This is a genomic window from Chryseobacterium sp. AG844 (genome assembly GCF_003182335.1).
Lineage (GTDB): Bacteria > Bacteroidota > Bacteroidia > Flavobacteriales > Weeksellaceae > Chryseobacterium > Chryseobacterium cupriresistens.
Map to the genome: position 1 here is coordinate 19,953 of NZ_QGTV01000019.1, position 16,872 is coordinate 36,824.

A 16,872-nucleotide genomic window follows, 5' to 3' on the forward strand; every position below is an offset into this window, starting at 1 on the left:
TGCTACTTTATAATGTTCACTTTAGATCCGTTGTCCAGGTTGATCTGTCCGCTGGTTACCACCTGCTCTCCTCCATTCAATCCACTTAAAATCTGAACTTTATCTCCGTAAACTTTTCCGATGGTTACTTTGATCAATTTAGCAACACCATTCTGAACAATGAATAATTGTCCTGAGCTTACTCCATTTACAAACGCTTCTGCAGGAACGGTCAGCATATTCTGAGTTTCTGCGCCGTTGTTTGTACTGAATTTAGCCGTTGCATACATACCAGCCTTAAGGTTTCCTCTGTTTTGTACTTCAATTTCAACAGGGAAATTCAGAGAAGCATCACTTTTAGGAGCGATGAAAGTAATTCTACCTACGAAAGAATCTTCCGGAAGAACATTTACTTTAATCGGTACTTCCTGACCTAACTGGATTTTTCCGATCTGGCTTTCATCTACCAAAACAGAAAGTTTCAGACTGTTGATATTAACGATTTCAAACATCGATGTTCCGGGAGAAACCACCGTTCCAGGTTCAACCATTTTCTTGTTGATCGTACCGCTGATTCCTGCACGGATGCTTGTATCATTTACTTTTACACCCTGTGCTCTTACTGCAGCCTGAGCATTTTTCAGCTGTAGTCTTGAGTTGTCAAGCTGTTGTTTTGTAACTCCGCCTGTTTTATATGCGTTCTCATAGCGTTGGTTATCAATAATAGCATTCTGCAGATTGTTCTGAGCCTGGGTAACATCTACTTCGATAGCATCTTTTTTAATAGTTGCCAAAACCTGTCCTGCTCCTACCCTAGAACCTTCTTTTACCAGAACGCTTACGATACGCCCTGATATTTCAGAAGACTGGTTCATTTCCTGCTTAGGAATAAAAGTTCCGTTGGCTGAGTAGTCTGTATCAATATTTTCCCTTGTAACGGTTACAATATTAACATTGATCTTATCCACCTGCTTGGCAACTTCTTTTACTTCCTGCGTCTGTTTTTCTTTGTTACCCGCAATCTTGTAAGCGGCTAAACCTACCAGTACAGCTGCTACGATGATATATATTAAAGTTTTTTTCATTTTAGTTTATTATAAGTTTTGTAGTGTGTTTAGTTCACCCTTAGCTTTTATCAGCTTGATCTCTGCCTGTTTATAATCCAGCAATGCATTGGAATAGTTCTGTTTTGCCTGCGTAAGAGCATTTTCAGAATCCAGCACTTCTGTAAGTGTTGCCAGTCCATACTGATAGTTTGACTGGGTATTTTTCTGAACTCTTTCCGCCAATCCTACATTATCTTTCATGCTTTCGAGATTGATCAATGCATTTTCCATATTGGTAACGGCATTTTTATAATCTAAACTCAAGCTCAGTTGAGTGTTTTCAATATCAACATCAAGATCCTGAATATCAATTTCTGCCTGGTTGATTTTCGCTTTGGTAGCTCCACCCGTGAAAATAGGAATATTGACATTCAAACCAATTGCTGAAAAATCGCTCCAGAGAACGCCTCTACTAAGGCCATTGGTCAATGGGAATTTTGCTCCGTTAGCTCCCCATCCGTAGTTCGCCGTAAGATTTACTGATGGATAAAGATAAGCTTCAGTCGCTTTTTTATTGAAAACCAAAAGTTCCCTGTTTTTATTTAAAACTTTAAGCTCTGTACGATCATTAAGATTTACGTTGCTCGCAATCAGCTCAGGTTTTGGTTCGATTTCTTTTTCTTCAAGCTCGATGTCTGTAGAAATCGGGATTCCCATATAAAACTTAAGGGCATTTTTTGAAAGTTCAACAGAGTTGATTAAAGCCTGCTTATTGGAACCGATATTGGTAAGCTGAACATTGGTTCTGTCCAAATCGATTGCTTTTGCCAAACCGTTATCAACCAAACTTTTAATAACATTTCTTACTTTTTCAGTATTGGCATAGCTGGCTGTTACCGTTTTAAGATTTTCCTCCTGTACGAACACCTGATAATAAGCTGTTGCAACATTTTCAATAATCTGTTCATTGGTTAACTGAGCATTCAGTACATAAAACTCTCTAGTTGACTTTGCAGCTTTCAGTCCTGTAAAGACTCTCTGATCAAAAATCGCCTGCTGAAGTTGTACAGAAGCTGTTGAACCCCAAGGCTGCCCAAACTGAGCTCTGATTTTCTCTCCTCCAAATTCCAGCAAAGATTCCTGAATAATCGGATTATAGGTTAAACCTGCCGTAGCACTGACCTGAGGAAGGGCACCGGCTCTGGCTTCATCAATCTTGTATTCGGCTTTTTTCACCTGTAAAGCAGCTTTTTTAGCTTCTGCTTTATTTTGAAGTGCCTGTTTAATCGCTTCCTGCAGGGAAACCTGCTGCTGGGCAGACATCAGGGTTGAGCCGAAAATCATAAATGCTGAAGCTATCCCAATTTTTAGCTTTGTAGCAGTTATACGTTTTCTATTCATAATTTTATACTTCGTTTATTTTTTTATTTAATTTTCATTCATTATTTATTTCTATTTGACGAATCATTTTCAGAAATACTTTAGTTTTTTTTAGTTTTTGAACAACATATTGATAATAATCTCTTTTCTTTCAGAAATAATTTTATCATATTCTTCATCATTAATTAATAGATTCTCCATGAATAATGGTCTTATAGCACTAGGAAATACCAGTAGCGAAACCATATTCAGAATAAACTGAACGGGTGCCATTTTCTCAATATTTCCCAATTCCATTTCTTTTTCAATATCCTTGTACATATCGTTCAGGATATCTTCCTCAATTTCTCTGTGATGGCAGGTTCCTTTATTGATCTGTGACACAATATACGTTTCCAGATATGGATACTGAAGGCTTGTGGAAAGACTGCTTTCTATAAATTTGCTGATCTTCTCTTTAAAAGGAAGAGCTGAATTCTGAATGATCTTCGATTTTTCCTGTTCTACTCTTTGCGCTTCATCAAAGATGATCTGGATAAGCTTATCTCTTGAACGGAAATAATAATTAATAAGGGTTCTGTTCACTCCTGCTTCATCTGCAATCTCCTGCGTAGTAGCATCAAACTTTCCTTTCACAAAGAATAAATTCTTCGCTGTCTCCTTGATTAATTCCTGTGTTTGGTCTTTTTTTGCTTGATTTGACATTTTTGTTAAACAAATTTGTGCAAATTTATAGTAAAATTTATTTTTGACAAAATTGTTAAACATAAAAATTAAACAAAAATGTCATGATATCCATCATGTTTGTGAATGAAAGTTTGTGATTAGTTATTATTTAATGAGAAGTCTATTTTTATATCTTTGCCGCAAAATTAATAACCTGATGAAGGAAATTCTTTCACTGTTCTCACTATTGAGCGCGGTACTTCTATTTTCACAGAAAAAAGTTTCTGAAAACAATTTCTATTATTTTTATGAAAACAAAGGTCAGATTACGGATCAGAACGGGAAGGTAAATCGAGATGTACGATACCTTTTCCATTCAAATGGTCTTAATGTACAGCTTCGAACCAGAGGATTTTCTTACGATATTTACGAAATAAAGAAAACCAGTAATCCTGATTTTTCAAAAAAGGAAAAAAATGCGCTTTCAGTACCAGATCAGTATCATATCCGTGAATATATTTATGAAAAGCTGATTCACAGGGTAGATATTGATCTCGTGAATTCCAATACCCAATCAACAATTACTGCGGAAGGCCGATCTCCGGATTATGATAACTATTATAACCTTCCAGATAATCCAAAAGGCATTAGTAATGTTCACCGATATCAAAAAATCCGCTATAAGAATATATACCCTCATATAGATTTGGTATTCTTTAAACCTAACGATACTTTAAAACCCATCGAATATAATTTCATCATCAATCCTGGTGGAAAAATTTCAGACATACAAATGAAATTTAATGGAGCTCCTACTTTAATAAACAATGGTAGGCTCACCATGAGTGTGCGGTTTGGGGAAATCTATGAAGATATTCCTAACAGCTGGGTTGTCGGAAATACCAAAAAAAATATTGAAGTTTCTTTTAAGGATCTTGGAGACCATACTTTTGGATTTGCCGCTCCTGTAAATACTTCTGACAAGACCATTGTAATAGATCCGGTACCCACAAGAATATGGGGAAGCTATGCAGGAGGATACGGAGAAGATTACGGCAGGATAAAAACAGATCTTCAGAGTAAGGGCTATGTTTTCGGAACCACTACCAGTACCACAAACTTCGCTACTTCCGGGACCTATCAGCAAAATGTTGCCGGCGCTCTTGATGCATTTCTGATGAAACTGACCAAAACCGGGCAGAGGCTTTGGGGAACTTACTATGGTTTCGGAATGAATGACGGATTTGCAGATGTAGATTTTGATGAAAGTTTTAATATTTATGCAGGCGGAACCGTTCAAAGAGCACAATATAATGAAAATATTGTTTTGGTAAAGTTTAATAATAACGGAAGTTTTGCTTTTGAAAAAGAGTTTTCTTCAAGCAGGCAGAATAAACTCTATACTGTTTCCTACAATCAAAATCATGTATACATTGGTGGTGATTCTTTCAGTGCTGACTTTCCGACTGTTAACGCCATGCAGCCTGCAAAATCAACACCGATCGGGTATACAGACGGTATTCTGGCATCTCTGAATTCAACAACAGGGAATGTCGATTGGGCTACTTACTTTGGAAGAAGTGACGGTTCTACTTCCATTTTCCAAATTCTCTCCTCAAGCGATAACCTTGAAATAATTGGAGCAACACAATCTTCTGCAATCCCTATGAGCAATGCTTTTCAACCGTTAAAAGGAGGGGAATCAGACGGACTATACCTTAAGATTTCAAAATCAGGAACTTCAATTCTGAGATCAAGCTATTATGGAAACAGTGGTTCGGAACAGATATGGAAAGCCAGAATTGTAAACAATACTTTAATTCTTCCGGGAAGATATTCAACTACCGCTTTTCCAATGGGACAGCCTGGAATATGGAGGGTAAATTTAACTACGAATGCGATTAGCAAAAGCTATTTTAACTTTACAGGCTCTTTCCAGCTATTGGCATATCCTGATACTAACGGAAATGTTTTTTTTACAGGACTGCATTCCAGCGGGCAGCCCGACATCTCTACTCCGGGTGCCTATATGGGAATGCCCGCAATGTATATTTCTACGTTTTTAATTAAATACAATCAGAATGATGTAAAAGAATGGGGAACCTATTACACAGGAAACGGTGCAACGCAACAGGGAGAGGCGACAAAAGATGATGAAGGTGCCATTTATCTGACAGGCATGTCAAGTGGGAATTCAGCTGGTATTGCAACACCGGGAACCTTTCAACAGTCGCCAGGTGGTGGAAATGATATTTTCATTGCTAAATTTCAGGATTGTACCTCTGCAGCGGTTGTTACTTCTAATTCGCCGGTATGTCCTAATGGGGCAATCCAACTCAACGCTACCGGAGGAACAGTATATAGCTGGACCGGGCCAAATGGCTTCACATCCAATGAGCAAAACCCTACTATTCCAAATGCAACAACAGCTCAGGCAGGATCATATATATGCCAGGTTTCAGGATCAGGTGCTTGTGATGGGACTTTTACAGTAAACGTGATTGTAGGTGATAATGCGGCTCCGGTTCCTGATGTTACTCTGCTGGCAGACATTACAGGAGACTGTCATACAACGGTTACTACTATTCCTACTGCTACTGATAACTGTGCAGGACCAATTACTGCAACAACAACAGATCCTTTATCTTATTCAAACCCCGGAAACTATATTATCCACTGGACTTATAACGACGGAAATGGAAATACCGCTACTCAGAACCAGAATGTAATTGTGACATCAACAGCTCTTCCGACAACGGCTAATACCCAGCAAACATTCTGCGCCACCAATAATCCTAAAATCTCTGACATACAGATCACAGGTCAGAATATAAAATGGTATGATGCGGCAGGAAATATTGTACCTGCAACAACTGTTCTTATCAATGGACAGACCTATTATGCTTCTCAGACTATTAATGGTTGTGAGAGTAATAAAACAGCAGTTCTGGTAACGGTAAATACAACTCCTAAACCGACAGCCAATGTAAATCAGGATTTCTGTGCTTCTGCCAACCCTACTTTAGAAAAACTGATTGTAACGGGAACTGCTCTTAAATTTTATAATGCAGCAGGAAATGTAATTCCAATGTCAACTCCTCTGGTAAGCGGACAAATCTATTATGTAACGCAAACATTAAACAACTGTGAATCTGAAAAACTGGCAATAACAGTAACTCTGTCTACTGATAATGTTCCTGCAAAAGATGTAACACAGGTTTTATGTAATTCAACTACCGCAAATTCAATGACTGTCGATCTTCATTCTTATGAAGCCAGTATTATTAATAATCCGGCCGGTTATATTTTTACCTACACTGATACGGCAGGCAACCCTATTGCCAATCCTTCGGCTTACGTATTGAATACCGGAACAACACTTATTCACGTAAGAGTGGCAACGCCTGACGGATGTTTCAAAGGAGTTCGGTTAAGTCTTACCCTAAATCCAAAACCTTTTGTTCAACTTCCTGATAAGCTTGATTTTTGTGAAGGAAAGTCTGTTGTTCTGGATGCAGGACCAGGATTTATGTCTTATGAATGGAATACCGGAGCAACCACTCAAACAATTACTGTAACGACTCCGGGAACGTATACTGTAAAAGTGGCCAATATTTTCGGTTGTGAAAATACAAGTTCAACTCAGGTAAGCTATTCTGTTTTAGCACATATTGTTTCTGTCAATATCACGAACAATACAGCGACCGTTATTCTTTCTCAGAGCGGAAACTTTGAATTTTCTTTAAATAATTCCACATGGCAGGATTCCAACATTTTCACCAATTTAAGTATGGGAGAATACACCGTTTATGTGAGAACAAAATCCGGATGTATTATCGGACAGAAAAACTTCTCGATATTCAATATTCCCAATGCCATCAGTCCTAACGGAGATGGAATCAATGATGCGTGGAGAATAGCAGGATTGGAAAACTATCCGGGAACAGAAGTAAGTTTATATGACAGAAGAGGTGCTGTAATCTACAAAGAGATTATCAGAAATAAACCTTTCCAGTGGGACGGAAGATATGAATCCCATCCTATTTCTACAGGAAATTACTGGTATACCATAAAAGTTTCTGACGGAAGAATCTACAACGGATGGCTTTTGATCAAAAACAGGGAGTAACAAAAAACGGGCAGAAATTTCTGCCCGTTTTTTGTTTTATAATAATTTGATTTTATCGTCTGAGATATCGATGATCTTATCTTTATAAAGTCCTCCGATTGCTTTCTTAAAGTTTTTCTTACTCATCTGAAGCTCATCTTTAATCTCTTCAGTAGAAGATTTATCGGACACATACAAAAGTCCGTAATTTTCTTCCAGTTTGTTCAGAATCTTCTGTTTGAACTCATCAATATTTTCAAAACCTTCCGGCTGCAAAGAAACATCTATTTTACCGTCCTCACGGATAGCTTTGATGTATCCTGTTTCTTCTGACAATGGATACAGTTTTTTAAAAACATCGGAAGCATAGATCAAACCAATGTATTTTTTGTTGATGATCACATTCCAGCCCAGTTCACTTTCGTTCATCATAATCAGATCTACTTTGTCACCTTTTTTGAACGGAAGATCATCATACTGAGGATTTCTTTTGAACTTCGTAGTACCTGTAATCAGTTCCATATCTTCGTCTACATAGATATAAACCAGATATCTTTTCCCTTCAATGATTTTGGTTTTCTGCTGCTTGTAAGGAATAAATAAATCTTTAATGATTCCCCAGTCCATAAAAGCTCCGCTAGGAAGGCTTTGGACACAGCTCATTACCGCAAATTCACCTACTTCAGCCAAAGGAATTTCAGTGGTTGCTTTTAATTTATCATCATCCTGATATACAAAAACTTCAACTTCTTCACCTGTTTCTTTTTCTTCCTGAATAAAGATTTTAGGCAGAAAAGCCTTCTCACCGGATTCATCTACGAGGATCCATCCTGAATTAATTTTTTCTGAAATTGTTAAAGTTTGAGTTCTTCCGAGTTGCATTGATGATAAAATTAGCTGACAAAGGTACGGAAATTTGAAGATGCTATCCTAGTCAATGCTATTATAATTCTTTAAAGGCCTATCTTCATCTTTTGTAAAGCCTCTGAAACCTTTATATTTGAACAAAAATAATCATGAGAAAATTGATAATCCTACCTCTTATTTTTTTAACGTTTTTTTCAAATGCTCAGCTGCTGGAAAAAACAGCATTGGGTCTTTCCTATCGTTATACCGGAAGAAATGTCCTTCAGGCAGGATTAGAATCAGATTGGGAAATAGTTATGATGGTTCTATTATCCTTGGCCCTTCTTTACTTTATACCCATGTTAATGATAAAGATAAATTTATTCCTGAGATGAATGTCAACATTCTTCGTGCCGGGCTTTTGATCGGAGTCTCTGGTAATCCATATTCATTGGAACCGAGAATAGGTTTTTCCTTATTTAATGCGATATTTCTCAATACAGGATATGCTTTTCCCATTCATAAAGAAAAATATTTTAAAGGGATAACTTTTGGGATCCAGTTCAACATTGCACAAAAACATTCTAAGTTTTATGACCATCTGAAAATGATGTAAACAGTTATTGGTTTATAGATGATTTTTTTTCAAAACCAAGTTTCGTTCTTTATAGCAAAAATCTATAAAAAAGGCTGTCTCCAAAAGAAACAGCCTTTAATTTTAAATATTTAAATGATTAAATCCTTTAATCAGATATTACATATGAATAGGTCTTTTTGCGGTAGCATCCAATGCAGCTTCTTTGATAGCTTCTGCATAGGTTGGGTGAGCGTGAGAACTTCTTGCGATGTCTTCAGCGCTTGCACGGAATTCCATAGCAATTACCCCTTCTGCAATAAGGTCAGCAGCTCTTGCTCCTACGATGTGCATTCCTAAAACCTCATCAGTTTTTTCGTCTGCAATAATCTTCACAAGACCATCGATATCACCACTTGCACGGCTTCTACCTAAAGCTCTCATCGGGAAAGATCCTACTTTGTAAGCAACACCTTCTTCTTTCAGCTGCTCTTCAGTTTTACCAACTCCAGCAACTTCTGGCCATGTGTACACAACACCAGGAATCAGGTTATAGTTGATGTGAGGTTTTTGTCCTGCCAATGTTTCAGCAACGAAAACTCCTTCTTCTTCAGCTTTGTGAGCAAGCATAGCTCCTTTGATAACGTCACCGATCGCATAGATATTAGCAACATTAGTCTGCAGGTGATCGTTTACTTTTACTCTTCCTCTTTCGTCAAGCTCTACACCGGCCTTTTCAAGACCAAGACCGTCTGTGTAAGGTTTTCTACCTACAGAAACCAAACAGTAATCTCCTTCTACAACTACTTCTTCACCTTTTTTATCTTTAGCCGTGATCTTTACAGTATCTCCGTTTCTTTCAACTGCAGAAACCGCAGTGGAAAGCATAAACTTCATTCCTTGTTTTTTAAGAACTTTAGTCAATTCTTTGCTTAAAGCTCCATCCATTCCAGGGATGATTTTATCCATAAATTCAACAACCGTTACCTGTGCTCCCAGTCTTAGATATACCGAACCTAGTTCAAGACCAATTACTCCACCTCCGATTACTACTAAATGCTTAGGAATTTCTTTAAGGTTTAAAGCTTCCGTAGAAGTAATCACTCTTTCTTTGTCTAAAGAGATGAAAGGCAATGTAGATGGCTTGGAACCTGTTGCAATGATGGTATATTTAGACTCGATCGTTTCAGAAGAACCGTCGTTTTTAGTCACTTTAATCTGAGTAGCAGATTCGAAGCTTCCTACTCCTTCAAAAACAGTAATCTGATTTTTGTTCATCAGGTAGCTGATTCCGTCAGTATTCTGCTTGATCACTTCGTTTTTACGTTCGATCATTCTGGCAATATCCGCTTGCGGCTCGTTGATGATGATTCCGTGACCTGCAAAATTGTGTTTTGCATTTTCGAAATGCTCAGAGCTGTCAAGAAGTGCTTTTGACGGAATACATCCAACGTTAAGACAAGTTCCGCCTAAAGTTGAATATTTTTCAATAATTGCTGTTTTGAAACCTAATTGTGCTGCACGGATAGCAGCAACATAACCACCGGGACCAGAACCTATTACGGTAACATCGAATTGACTCATGTTATTGTATGAATTTGTTTATTATTATCTATCTTAATTCTTACAAATTTACATATAAATTACCAAGCACCAAAGTGAGTTTTATCAATTTTAAAAATGGTAATTATATGCTCCAGTTTAATGAAAAGTATTATTTTATGAATTTTATATTTTCTTCATTGCCTTCCTTCAGATAAATTGCGGTAAATACAAGCGGTTTTTCAGCTGATGCATTATCAAAACGAAGGATTTTTACATTTTTAGGTTCGTAAAAAGCATCTCCTGTATGAAGTACCACTTTCTCATGTCCTTCTATCTGAAAAACGGCTTCTCCGGAATTGATGATTCCCAAAACCGGACAGGGATGCAGATGCTCGGGAGCTCCTTGTCCTGCAGCCATAGTTATTTCCTGAATTTCTGTGGATTTTACTTGCTGATCAAGAGCCGTTTTTAATAACTCTTTTCTGGAGATGGTTTTCTGCTGAGCAATCATAACAACAGAATTCAACATTAAAACAGCGAAAATAAGTGGCTTCATAGATCGGTATTAATTGTAAGAAATCAGTATAGCAAAATTATATATTCAACTTTCCTTGTCCAATGGTTCCCGTACTTTCAAAAAATGAGCCTCCATAGACATACCATTCAAGGCTTTCCAGATATTCTACTGCATTTTCCGGAGTGATGTTGGGACGGTCTTTTTTCGAAACAATTCCTTTATACCATCTTCCTGATCTAGAATAATGCTCATATTCCACAAGGTAATGAATCCAGATTCTCTGGCATAATTTGCACTGTTGGATAGACACTTCTCCATTTCTTCCGTTGGTATGATCGATTCCTAATTCTGAACTTCTGAATTCGGTATAATGGAAATCAGGTTTCTCACAGGCACATCCTAATTTTTGGATTTTATTCATGAATAAAATGGGTTTTCAGATAAAATTTGTAGCCTCAAAAGTAAGAAATTAACAGTCTATAAAGCAAATGGAGTCATTATGGTTTGACCAGATCCAATAAGACCTTTTCATATTTATCCAGAATAATATTTTTTGAGAACCTTGATTTAATGGAATTTTTTACAGCATCCCGATTATAATTGCCCTGAAGGATTCTTACAATCTCCCGGGCAAACCTGTCATGGTTCTCAATATCTGCAATCTCTCCGTTTATATTATGCTGGATAATCTCGTTGATTCCGCCGGGACAGTTATTGGCCAGGGAATAAGTTCCGCAGGCACCAGCTTCCAGAAGAACGTTGGGAAAGCCTTCGTATCGTGAAGAAAGCACAAATAAGTCCGCATATTTAAGATACTGGTAGGGATTTTCCTGTCTGCCATGGAAAATCACTTTTTTTAATCCTAAAAGTTCCCTGGTCTGAAGCAAAAGGTCTTTATCTTTTCCATCTCCCAAAATATGAAGCATAATATTTTCATTTTTAAGCCTTGAAAAAACCTTTAACAGGTTATCAAACCCTTTTCTGGAAGACAGATTTCCAATGGCCACTACATTTTTATAATTGTATTTGAAGCATTCGGGTTTTAAAGACAAGGCCATTTTATCTTCAATGAAATCAAAGTCTACAGGATTATTGATCTTGACAATTTTTTTCTTTTTAATATTAAAATTATCGACAAGATCTTTCATCATATCATCGCTTTGAGCAATAATTTTCTGATAGTTGTTGTAAAAATTATAGAAAAACTTAATCTCTTTGCGGGTTACATGCTGTGTGACAACATTAGTTTCCCTGGCAATAAATTTCGTTCTTGGAAAAAGTTTTATAAACAGGGATAAATAAGCATTTACCTCACCAAAACCTGAAAAGACAATATCCGGTTTTCTTCTGTAGATCTCTCCTAAAATAGGCCTTAATGAATGTCTTATTCTTTCAGTATTGATATCGATAATTTCAACATCTTTTTTCAGAAAATTCAAATATCCGCCCTGCTTACGTAATAGCAAAATCTTAGGCTCAAACCGATCCCGGGAGAGATGATTCGCTATTGTGGTAACAATCCTTTCTGCGCCCCCGGTTTCTAAGTCCGGCAGAATAAATATGACAGATATTTTTTTCATCCTATCAAAGTTACTAAAAAGTTTAGTTATCTTTCAAATATTGTGAGGGTGAAGATCGCCGTTTTCATGGTAATTAACAGAAATTAACTAAGCTTTAAATTTAATTTGATTACTATTCATTATAGAGTTAACACGTTACAAATCATTATAGAGTTAACACATTACAAAATAAAGTAAGTTCTTCTGCTGAAAAACTTACTTATAATTTATATTCTAAAATGTATTCTCCTTTTAGTTCGCTACGTCACTGATAAATTTAATTCTCAACATTCTCACTTCTTCATCAGAAAGTTCATCCCCGAATTCATCCAGCAATACTTTCATACTGTCGCTTTCAGATTCGTTCATAAATTCCATGAATCCATCTACAATATCTTCATCAAAATTATCTTCAATATAGTAATCAATATTCAGCTTTGTTCCCTGGTAAACGATCCTTTCCATCTCTTTCAGGAGTTCATCCATAGAAAGGTTCTTAGCTCTTGCTATATCTTCAAGATCAATCTTTTTATCAGTACTCTGGATAATGAAAACTTTATGGCTGGATTTATTGGCCACCTGCTTCAATACCATATCCTGGGTACGTTCGATATTATTATCTTCTACGTATGTTTTGATGTAGTCTGCGAATTCTTTACCATATTTTTTGGCCTTTCCTTCCCCTACTCCATAGATTTTGGTAATTTCATCTACCGTAATCGGATACTGAACCGTCATATCTTCCAAACTTGGATCCATAAAGACGGTATATGGTGGAATTCCATGTTTTTTAGCGACTTTCTTTCTTAATTCTTTCAACAGGTTGAAAAGGTTCTGATCCATACCTCCTCCAGCCTGCTGCTGTACCTGATCACTTTCAGCTTTCGCCTGGGTAAGATCAAATTCTCTGTCTTCAGCAATTAAAAAGGTGTCTTTAGATTTGCCATTCAGAACACTTTTTCCTTTCTCTGTAATTTTTAAAACCCCATAGGTTTCAATATCTTTCTGTAAAAAATTCTGAACAGTCGCCTGTCTTAAAATTGTTTTCCAATAGTTATCTTTTTCATCCTTTCCAAAGCCAAAGTGAGAACTTTGTTCAAGCTTATAGGATTTCGTCACTGCATTTTCTTTTCCTGCAATAACGGATATCAGATCTTTTGATTTGAACTTCTCGCCTGTGTCTCTAATCAGCTCCAGGGCCTTTTTTAAATCGGCAGTAGCATCTTTCAATTTTGGAGGATTGGATGAGTTGTCACACATCTTTGCTCCGTCTCCGTTCACAGGATCAAAACTTTCTCCAAAATAGTATAGAATATATTGTCTTCTGCTCATGGAAGTTTCGGCATAGCCTACGACTTCATTCAGAAGCTGTAATCCGATTTCTCTTTCAGAAACGGGTTTCTGAGCCAGGAATTTTTCCAGTTTTTCGATATCCTTAGGATCATAGAATGCCAGGCAGTGGCCTTCTCCTCCGTCTCTTCCAGCTCTTCCTGTTTCCTGGTAATAACTTTCCAGTGATTTCGGGAAGTCGTAATGGATCACAAAACGTACATCCGGTTTATCAATTCCCATTCCGAAGGCAATGGTGGCTACAATAACATCTACCTCTTCCATCAGGAATTTATCCTGATTTGCTACTCTTACTTTTTGGTCAAGACCGGCATGATAAGGCAGAGCGTTGATTCCGTTCACCTGCAGAAGCTGGGCAAATTCTTCCACTTTTCTACGGCTCAGACAGTATACAATTCCTGATTTTCCTTTATGCTGATTGATAAATTTTACGATTTCCTTATCTACATTGATTTTAGGACATACTTCGTAATAGAGATTAGGACGGTTAAAGCTTTCTTTAAACACCAATGCATTGGTCATTCCTAAAGTTTTCTGGATATCATCCTGAACCTTAGGAGTAGCAGTAGCCGTTAAAGCAATCACCGGTACATTGGCGATTTTGTCTATAATCTGTTTCAGATTTCTGTATTCCGGTCTGAAATCATGTCCCCACTCTGAAATACAGTGAGCCTCGTCGATAGCAAAGAAAGAAATTTTCACTTCTTTCAAAAAATCCAGGTAATCATCTTTAATTAATGATTCAGGAGCTACATACAGAAGCTTGGTTTTGCCGCTTTTGATATCGTCAAAAACCTGTTTGGTCTGCGTTTTGTTTAATGATGAATTCAGTACGTGTGCTACCCCATCATCAGATGAAAGGCCGTTCACGGCATCTACCTGATTTTTCATCAACGCTATCAGGGGCGAAACTACTATTGCCGTTCCTTCCGAAATAAGAGCCGGAAGCTGGTAACATAATGATTTTCCGCCACCTGTAGGCATTAAAACAAATATATCCTTCCCATTCAATAGGTTATCTATAATCTGTTCCTGCTGGCCCTTAAATGTAGAAAACCCAAAATACTTTTTCAATTCGCCTGATAAATTGGCTTTTTTTGCGCTCATCTAATTTTCTATTGCTAAATTTGCATCTCACCCAAAGTTATAAAAATTCTGCTTAAAATAAAAGCGAACGAATTTATAAAAAATAAAATTTATATTAAATATTCTTTTTAAAATATAACATTTTTTAGGAACTTTTTTGTATACCTTATCATCGTAAAATGGATAGAACCAACATTATATCAATTGCAAAAAGCACTTTAGAAATAGAAATTTCTGAACTTGAAAAATTAAAAAACAGAATCGATGACGAATTTGCCCGTGCAGTAGAGATCATTCATTCTGCAAAAGGGAAGCTCATTGTTGTAGGAATCGGAAAATCGGCACATGTGGGTAACAAAATTGTTGCTACATTAAACTCAACCGGTACACCTTCACAGTTTTTACATGCTTCAGAAGCGATTCATGGTGATCTTGGAGTTATTCAGAAACAGGACGTGGTTTTATGTATCTCGAATTCAGGAAATTCTCCGGAAATTGCCAATCTGGTTCCATATTTAAAAGATTACTCTTCTTCTTTAATTGGAATGACCGGAAACAGATCCAGTAAACTGGCAGAATTTTCGGAAGTTATTTTGGATACTCATGTTGATATCGAAGCCTGCCCTAATAAACTGGCACCCACCAGCTCTACAACTATACAAATGGCTTTGGGAGATGCTTTGGCTGTTGCTTTAATGGAACTGAATGATTTTAAAGCGAATGATTTTGCCAAATTCCACCCGGGAGGAAGTTTAGGAAAAAACCTGACATCAAAAGTAGAACAGTTCCTTTCTTCTCAAAAGCCTCAGGTTACGGAAGATTCTTCAATAAGAGATGTCATTATTTCCATCAGTGCCTCGAGCCACGGAATCACGGTGGTAACGAATGGAGACCAGATTATTGGCGTTATTACAGACGGAGATTTAAGAAGAATGCTGATGAAAGGAGAAGATATCAGTAAGGTGTCAGCTAAAGATATCATGTCTGCCCGTCCGAGAACAATTGAAAAAGGTGCTTTGGCCAAAGAAGCCATGAAAATTCTGAAAGAAAATAATATCGGCCAGCTTGTAGTAACGGAAAACGGGAAGTATTTCGGGATCATAGACCTGCATAAATTGTTAGACGAAGGGATTAATTAGAACTTATAAATCAGAGGAGATGTTAAACTGAGGGATGATTTTGCAGATTGTAAGTAAAATCTAACTAATCATTCACAGACTCTTGCTTCTGTCATTTTTTTTATAAATTTGCGCTTTAAAATTTTATTCTGTGAGTGAAGGTAAAGACATGTCCTTTCTTGGGCATATAGGAGAATTAAGAGGGCACCTGATCCGATCGATTATTGCTATCATAGTTGCCGCTTTTGTGGTAGGCTTTAACATCAACTGGATTATGGACCATATCTTTTTTGGGCCTACCAGAAATGATTTCCCTACCTTCAGACTTGTAAATCATTTTTCAAGAATGATTTTAGGTGAAGACAGTATTCATCTTCCAAAGGACTTTCCTGTTCGTGTACAAAGATTGTATCAGCAGTTCAATGTCATGATGGCTGTTTCAATTTTTGGCGGAATGGTAGCAGCATTTCCTTATATTGTATGGGAACTGTGGCGTTTTATCAGTCCGGCTTTACATCCGAGAGAGAAAAAAAATTCTATTTATATTATTAATGCGGTATGGATGCTTTTTATGACCGGAGTTTTATGCGGTTATTTTCTTATCCTTCCGTTTGCAGTCAATTTCGGGGTTATTTTTAAAATCTCAGATATTATTGTTCCCCTTTATGATTTAAGTGATTATACCACATTATTTTTACAGGTGGTGTTGGGTATGGGTGTTATTTTCCTTTTCCCGATTCTGATCTATTTCCTTACCAGCATCGGAATTCTTACGCCTACGTTCATGAAAACTTACCGTCGCCATGCCATTGTATTAATTATGGTAGTAGCTGCAATCATTACTCCGGCAGACGTTTTAAGTATGTTGATGGCCGCATTCCCGCTATTGATTTTATATGAATTCAGCATCATGATGTGTACGTTCACTTATAAAAAAGTACAGAAAAACAACGCAAATCTTCCTGTAGTACAGAAATAAACAGTATTTTTTACTCATAAAAGCATAAGCGCTACTATTCAGCTGAATAGTAGCGCTTATTTTATATAAAAATATTAATCTTAATTAGATTTATTCTTAATTTAATTAAAACAACAATA

The 16,872-nt window shown here is 36.9% G+C and carries 13 protein-coding genes; 4 read left to right on the forward strand and 9 right to left on the reverse strand.

The genetic code is table 11. The annotated features are described in order from the left end of the window. Positions 1 to 2: 2 nt before the first annotated feature. The 3 genes from DEU40_RS16990 to DEU40_RS17000 form a co-directional block, all read right to left on the reverse strand. Complete coding sequence (locus tag DEU40_RS16990) at positions 3 to 1,064, reverse strand: efflux RND transporter periplasmic adaptor subunit (protein ID WP_110010948.1); 1,062 nt, start codon at positions 1,062 to 1,064, stop codon at positions 3 to 5. Positions 1,065 to 1,073: 9 nt separating this feature from the next. Further along, positions 1,074 to 2,426 carry a TolC family protein gene (locus tag DEU40_RS16995; protein ID WP_110010949.1) on the reverse strand — a complete coding sequence of 451 codons (1,353 nt, stop codon included), beginning with the start codon at positions 2,424 to 2,426 and terminating at the stop codon, positions 1,074 to 1,076. A gap of 90 nt (positions 2,427 to 2,516) precedes the next feature. Beyond that, the gene (locus DEU40_RS17000) at positions 2,517 to 3,110 is read right to left on the reverse strand and encodes a TetR/AcrR family transcriptional regulator (protein WP_062675102.1); all 594 of its coding nucleotides are present in this window, start codon (positions 3,108 to 3,110) and stop codon (positions 2,517 to 2,519) included. Positions 3,111 to 3,288: 178 nt separating this feature from the next. On the opposite strand from DEU40_RS17000, the gene DEU40_RS17005 reads away from it, so the two are divergent. Beyond that, positions 3,289 to 7,200: a T9SS type B sorting domain-containing protein gene (locus tag DEU40_RS17005; RefSeq protein ID WP_181397993.1), complete on the forward strand. Its 3,912-nt coding sequence runs from the start codon at positions 3,289 to 3,291 to the stop codon at positions 7,198 to 7,200. A gap of 36 nt (positions 7,201 to 7,236) precedes the next feature. Here DEU40_RS17005 and DEU40_RS17010 read toward each other — a convergent pair whose 3' ends face one another. Further along, positions 7,237 to 8,061 (reverse strand): S1 RNA-binding domain-containing protein, encoded by an 825-nt coding sequence (locus DEU40_RS17010; protein WP_110010951.1) that lies wholly within the window; start codon positions 8,059 to 8,061, stop codon positions 7,237 to 7,239. A gap of 118 nt (positions 8,062 to 8,179) precedes the next feature. Between DEU40_RS17010 and DEU40_RS17015 the strand changes: the two genes are divergently transcribed. After that, a complete protein-coding gene (locus tag DEU40_RS17015; RefSeq protein WP_228406547.1) occupies positions 8,180 to 8,641 on the forward strand; it encodes a hypothetical protein in 462 nt (153 codons plus the stop codon). A gap of 138 nt (positions 8,642 to 8,779) precedes the next feature. Here DEU40_RS17015 and lpdA read toward each other — a convergent pair whose 3' ends face one another. From lpdA to recQ, 5 genes are all read right to left on the reverse strand, one after another. Next, positions 8,780 to 10,183, reverse strand: coding sequence for a dihydrolipoyl dehydrogenase (gene lpdA, locus DEU40_RS17020; RefSeq protein WP_047429636.1), 1,404 nt, complete (start codon positions 10,181 to 10,183; stop codon positions 8,780 to 8,782). Positions 10,184 to 10,313: 130 nt separating this feature from the next. Continuing rightward, the gene (locus tag DEU40_RS17025) at positions 10,314 to 10,700 is read right to left on the reverse strand and encodes a cupin domain-containing protein (protein ID WP_110010952.1); all 387 of its coding nucleotides are present in this window, start codon (positions 10,698 to 10,700) and stop codon (positions 10,314 to 10,316) included. A gap of 37 nt (positions 10,701 to 10,737) precedes the next feature. After that, the gene (locus tag DEU40_RS17030; protein ID WP_110010953.1) at positions 10,738 to 11,082 is read right to left on the reverse strand and encodes a hypothetical protein; all 345 of its coding nucleotides are present in this window, start codon (positions 11,080 to 11,082) and stop codon (positions 10,738 to 10,740) included. A 76-nt stretch (positions 11,083 to 11,158) separates the two neighbouring features. Beyond that, a complete protein-coding gene (locus DEU40_RS17035; protein ID WP_110010954.1) occupies positions 11,159 to 12,241 on the reverse strand; it encodes a glycosyltransferase in 1,083 nt (360 codons plus the stop codon). 231 nt (positions 12,242 to 12,472) lie between these two features. Further along, on the reverse strand, positions 12,473 to 14,677 hold the full coding sequence (gene recQ, locus DEU40_RS17040; protein ID WP_110010955.1) for a DNA helicase RecQ: 2,205 nt from the start codon (positions 14,675 to 14,677) through the stop codon (positions 12,473 to 12,475). A 158-nt stretch (positions 14,678 to 14,835) separates the two neighbouring features. Here recQ and DEU40_RS17045 point away from each other — a divergent pair, with 158 nt between their 5' ends. Together DEU40_RS17045 and tatC are read left to right on the forward strand one after the other, a co-directional pair. Next, positions 14,836 to 15,795 (forward strand): SIS domain-containing protein, encoded by a 960-nt coding sequence (locus tag DEU40_RS17045; RefSeq protein ID WP_110010956.1) that lies wholly within the window; start codon positions 14,836 to 14,838, stop codon positions 15,793 to 15,795. Between the two features lie 130 nt (positions 15,796 to 15,925). Next, the gene (tatC, locus tag DEU40_RS17050; protein ID WP_171006338.1) at positions 15,926 to 16,753 is read left to right on the forward strand and encodes a twin-arginine translocase subunit TatC; all 828 of its coding nucleotides are present in this window, start codon (positions 15,926 to 15,928) and stop codon (positions 16,751 to 16,753) included. The last annotated feature ends 119 nt before the right edge of the window (positions 16,754 to 16,872 follow it).

Bases quoted from the DNA above. Each gene is read 5' to 3' on its own strand.
- DEU40_RS16990 (WP_110010948.1), bottom strand. From the start codon at position 1,064: ATGAAAAAAACTTTAATATATATCATCGTAGCAGCTGTACTGGTAGGT.
- DEU40_RS16995 (WP_110010949.1), bottom strand. From the start codon at position 2,426: ATGAATAGAAAACGTATAACTGCTACAAAGCTAAAAATTGGGATAGCT.
- DEU40_RS17000 (WP_062675102.1), bottom strand. From the start codon at position 3,110: ATGTCAAATCAAGCAAAAAAAGACCAAACACAGGAATTAATCAAGGAG.
- DEU40_RS17005 (WP_181397993.1), top strand. From the start codon at position 3,289: ATGAAGGAAATTCTTTCACTGTTCTCACTATTGAGCGCGGTACTTCTA.
- DEU40_RS17010 (WP_110010951.1), bottom strand. From the start codon at position 8,061: ATGCAACTCGGAAGAACTCAAACTTTAACAATTTCAGAAAAAATTAAT.
- lpdA (WP_047429636.1), bottom strand. From the start codon at position 10,183: ATGAGTCAATTCGATGTTACCGTAATAGGTTCTGGTCCCGGTGGTTAT.
- DEU40_RS17025 (WP_110010952.1), bottom strand. From the start codon at position 10,700: ATGAAGCCACTTATTTTCGCTGTTTTAATGTTGAATTCTGTTGTTATG.
- DEU40_RS17030 (WP_110010953.1), bottom strand. From the start codon at position 11,082: ATGAATAAAATCCAAAAATTAGGATGTGCCTGTGAGAAACCTGATTTC.
- DEU40_RS17035 (WP_110010954.1), bottom strand. From the start codon at position 12,241: ATGAAAAAAATATCTGTCATATTTATTCTGCCGGACTTAGAAACCGGG.
- recQ (WP_110010955.1), bottom strand. From the start codon at position 14,677: ATGAGCGCAAAAAAAGCCAATTTATCAGGCGAATTGAAAAAGTATTTT.
- DEU40_RS17045 (WP_110010956.1), top strand. From the start codon at position 14,836: ATGGATAGAACCAACATTATATCAATTGCAAAAAGCACTTTAGAAATA.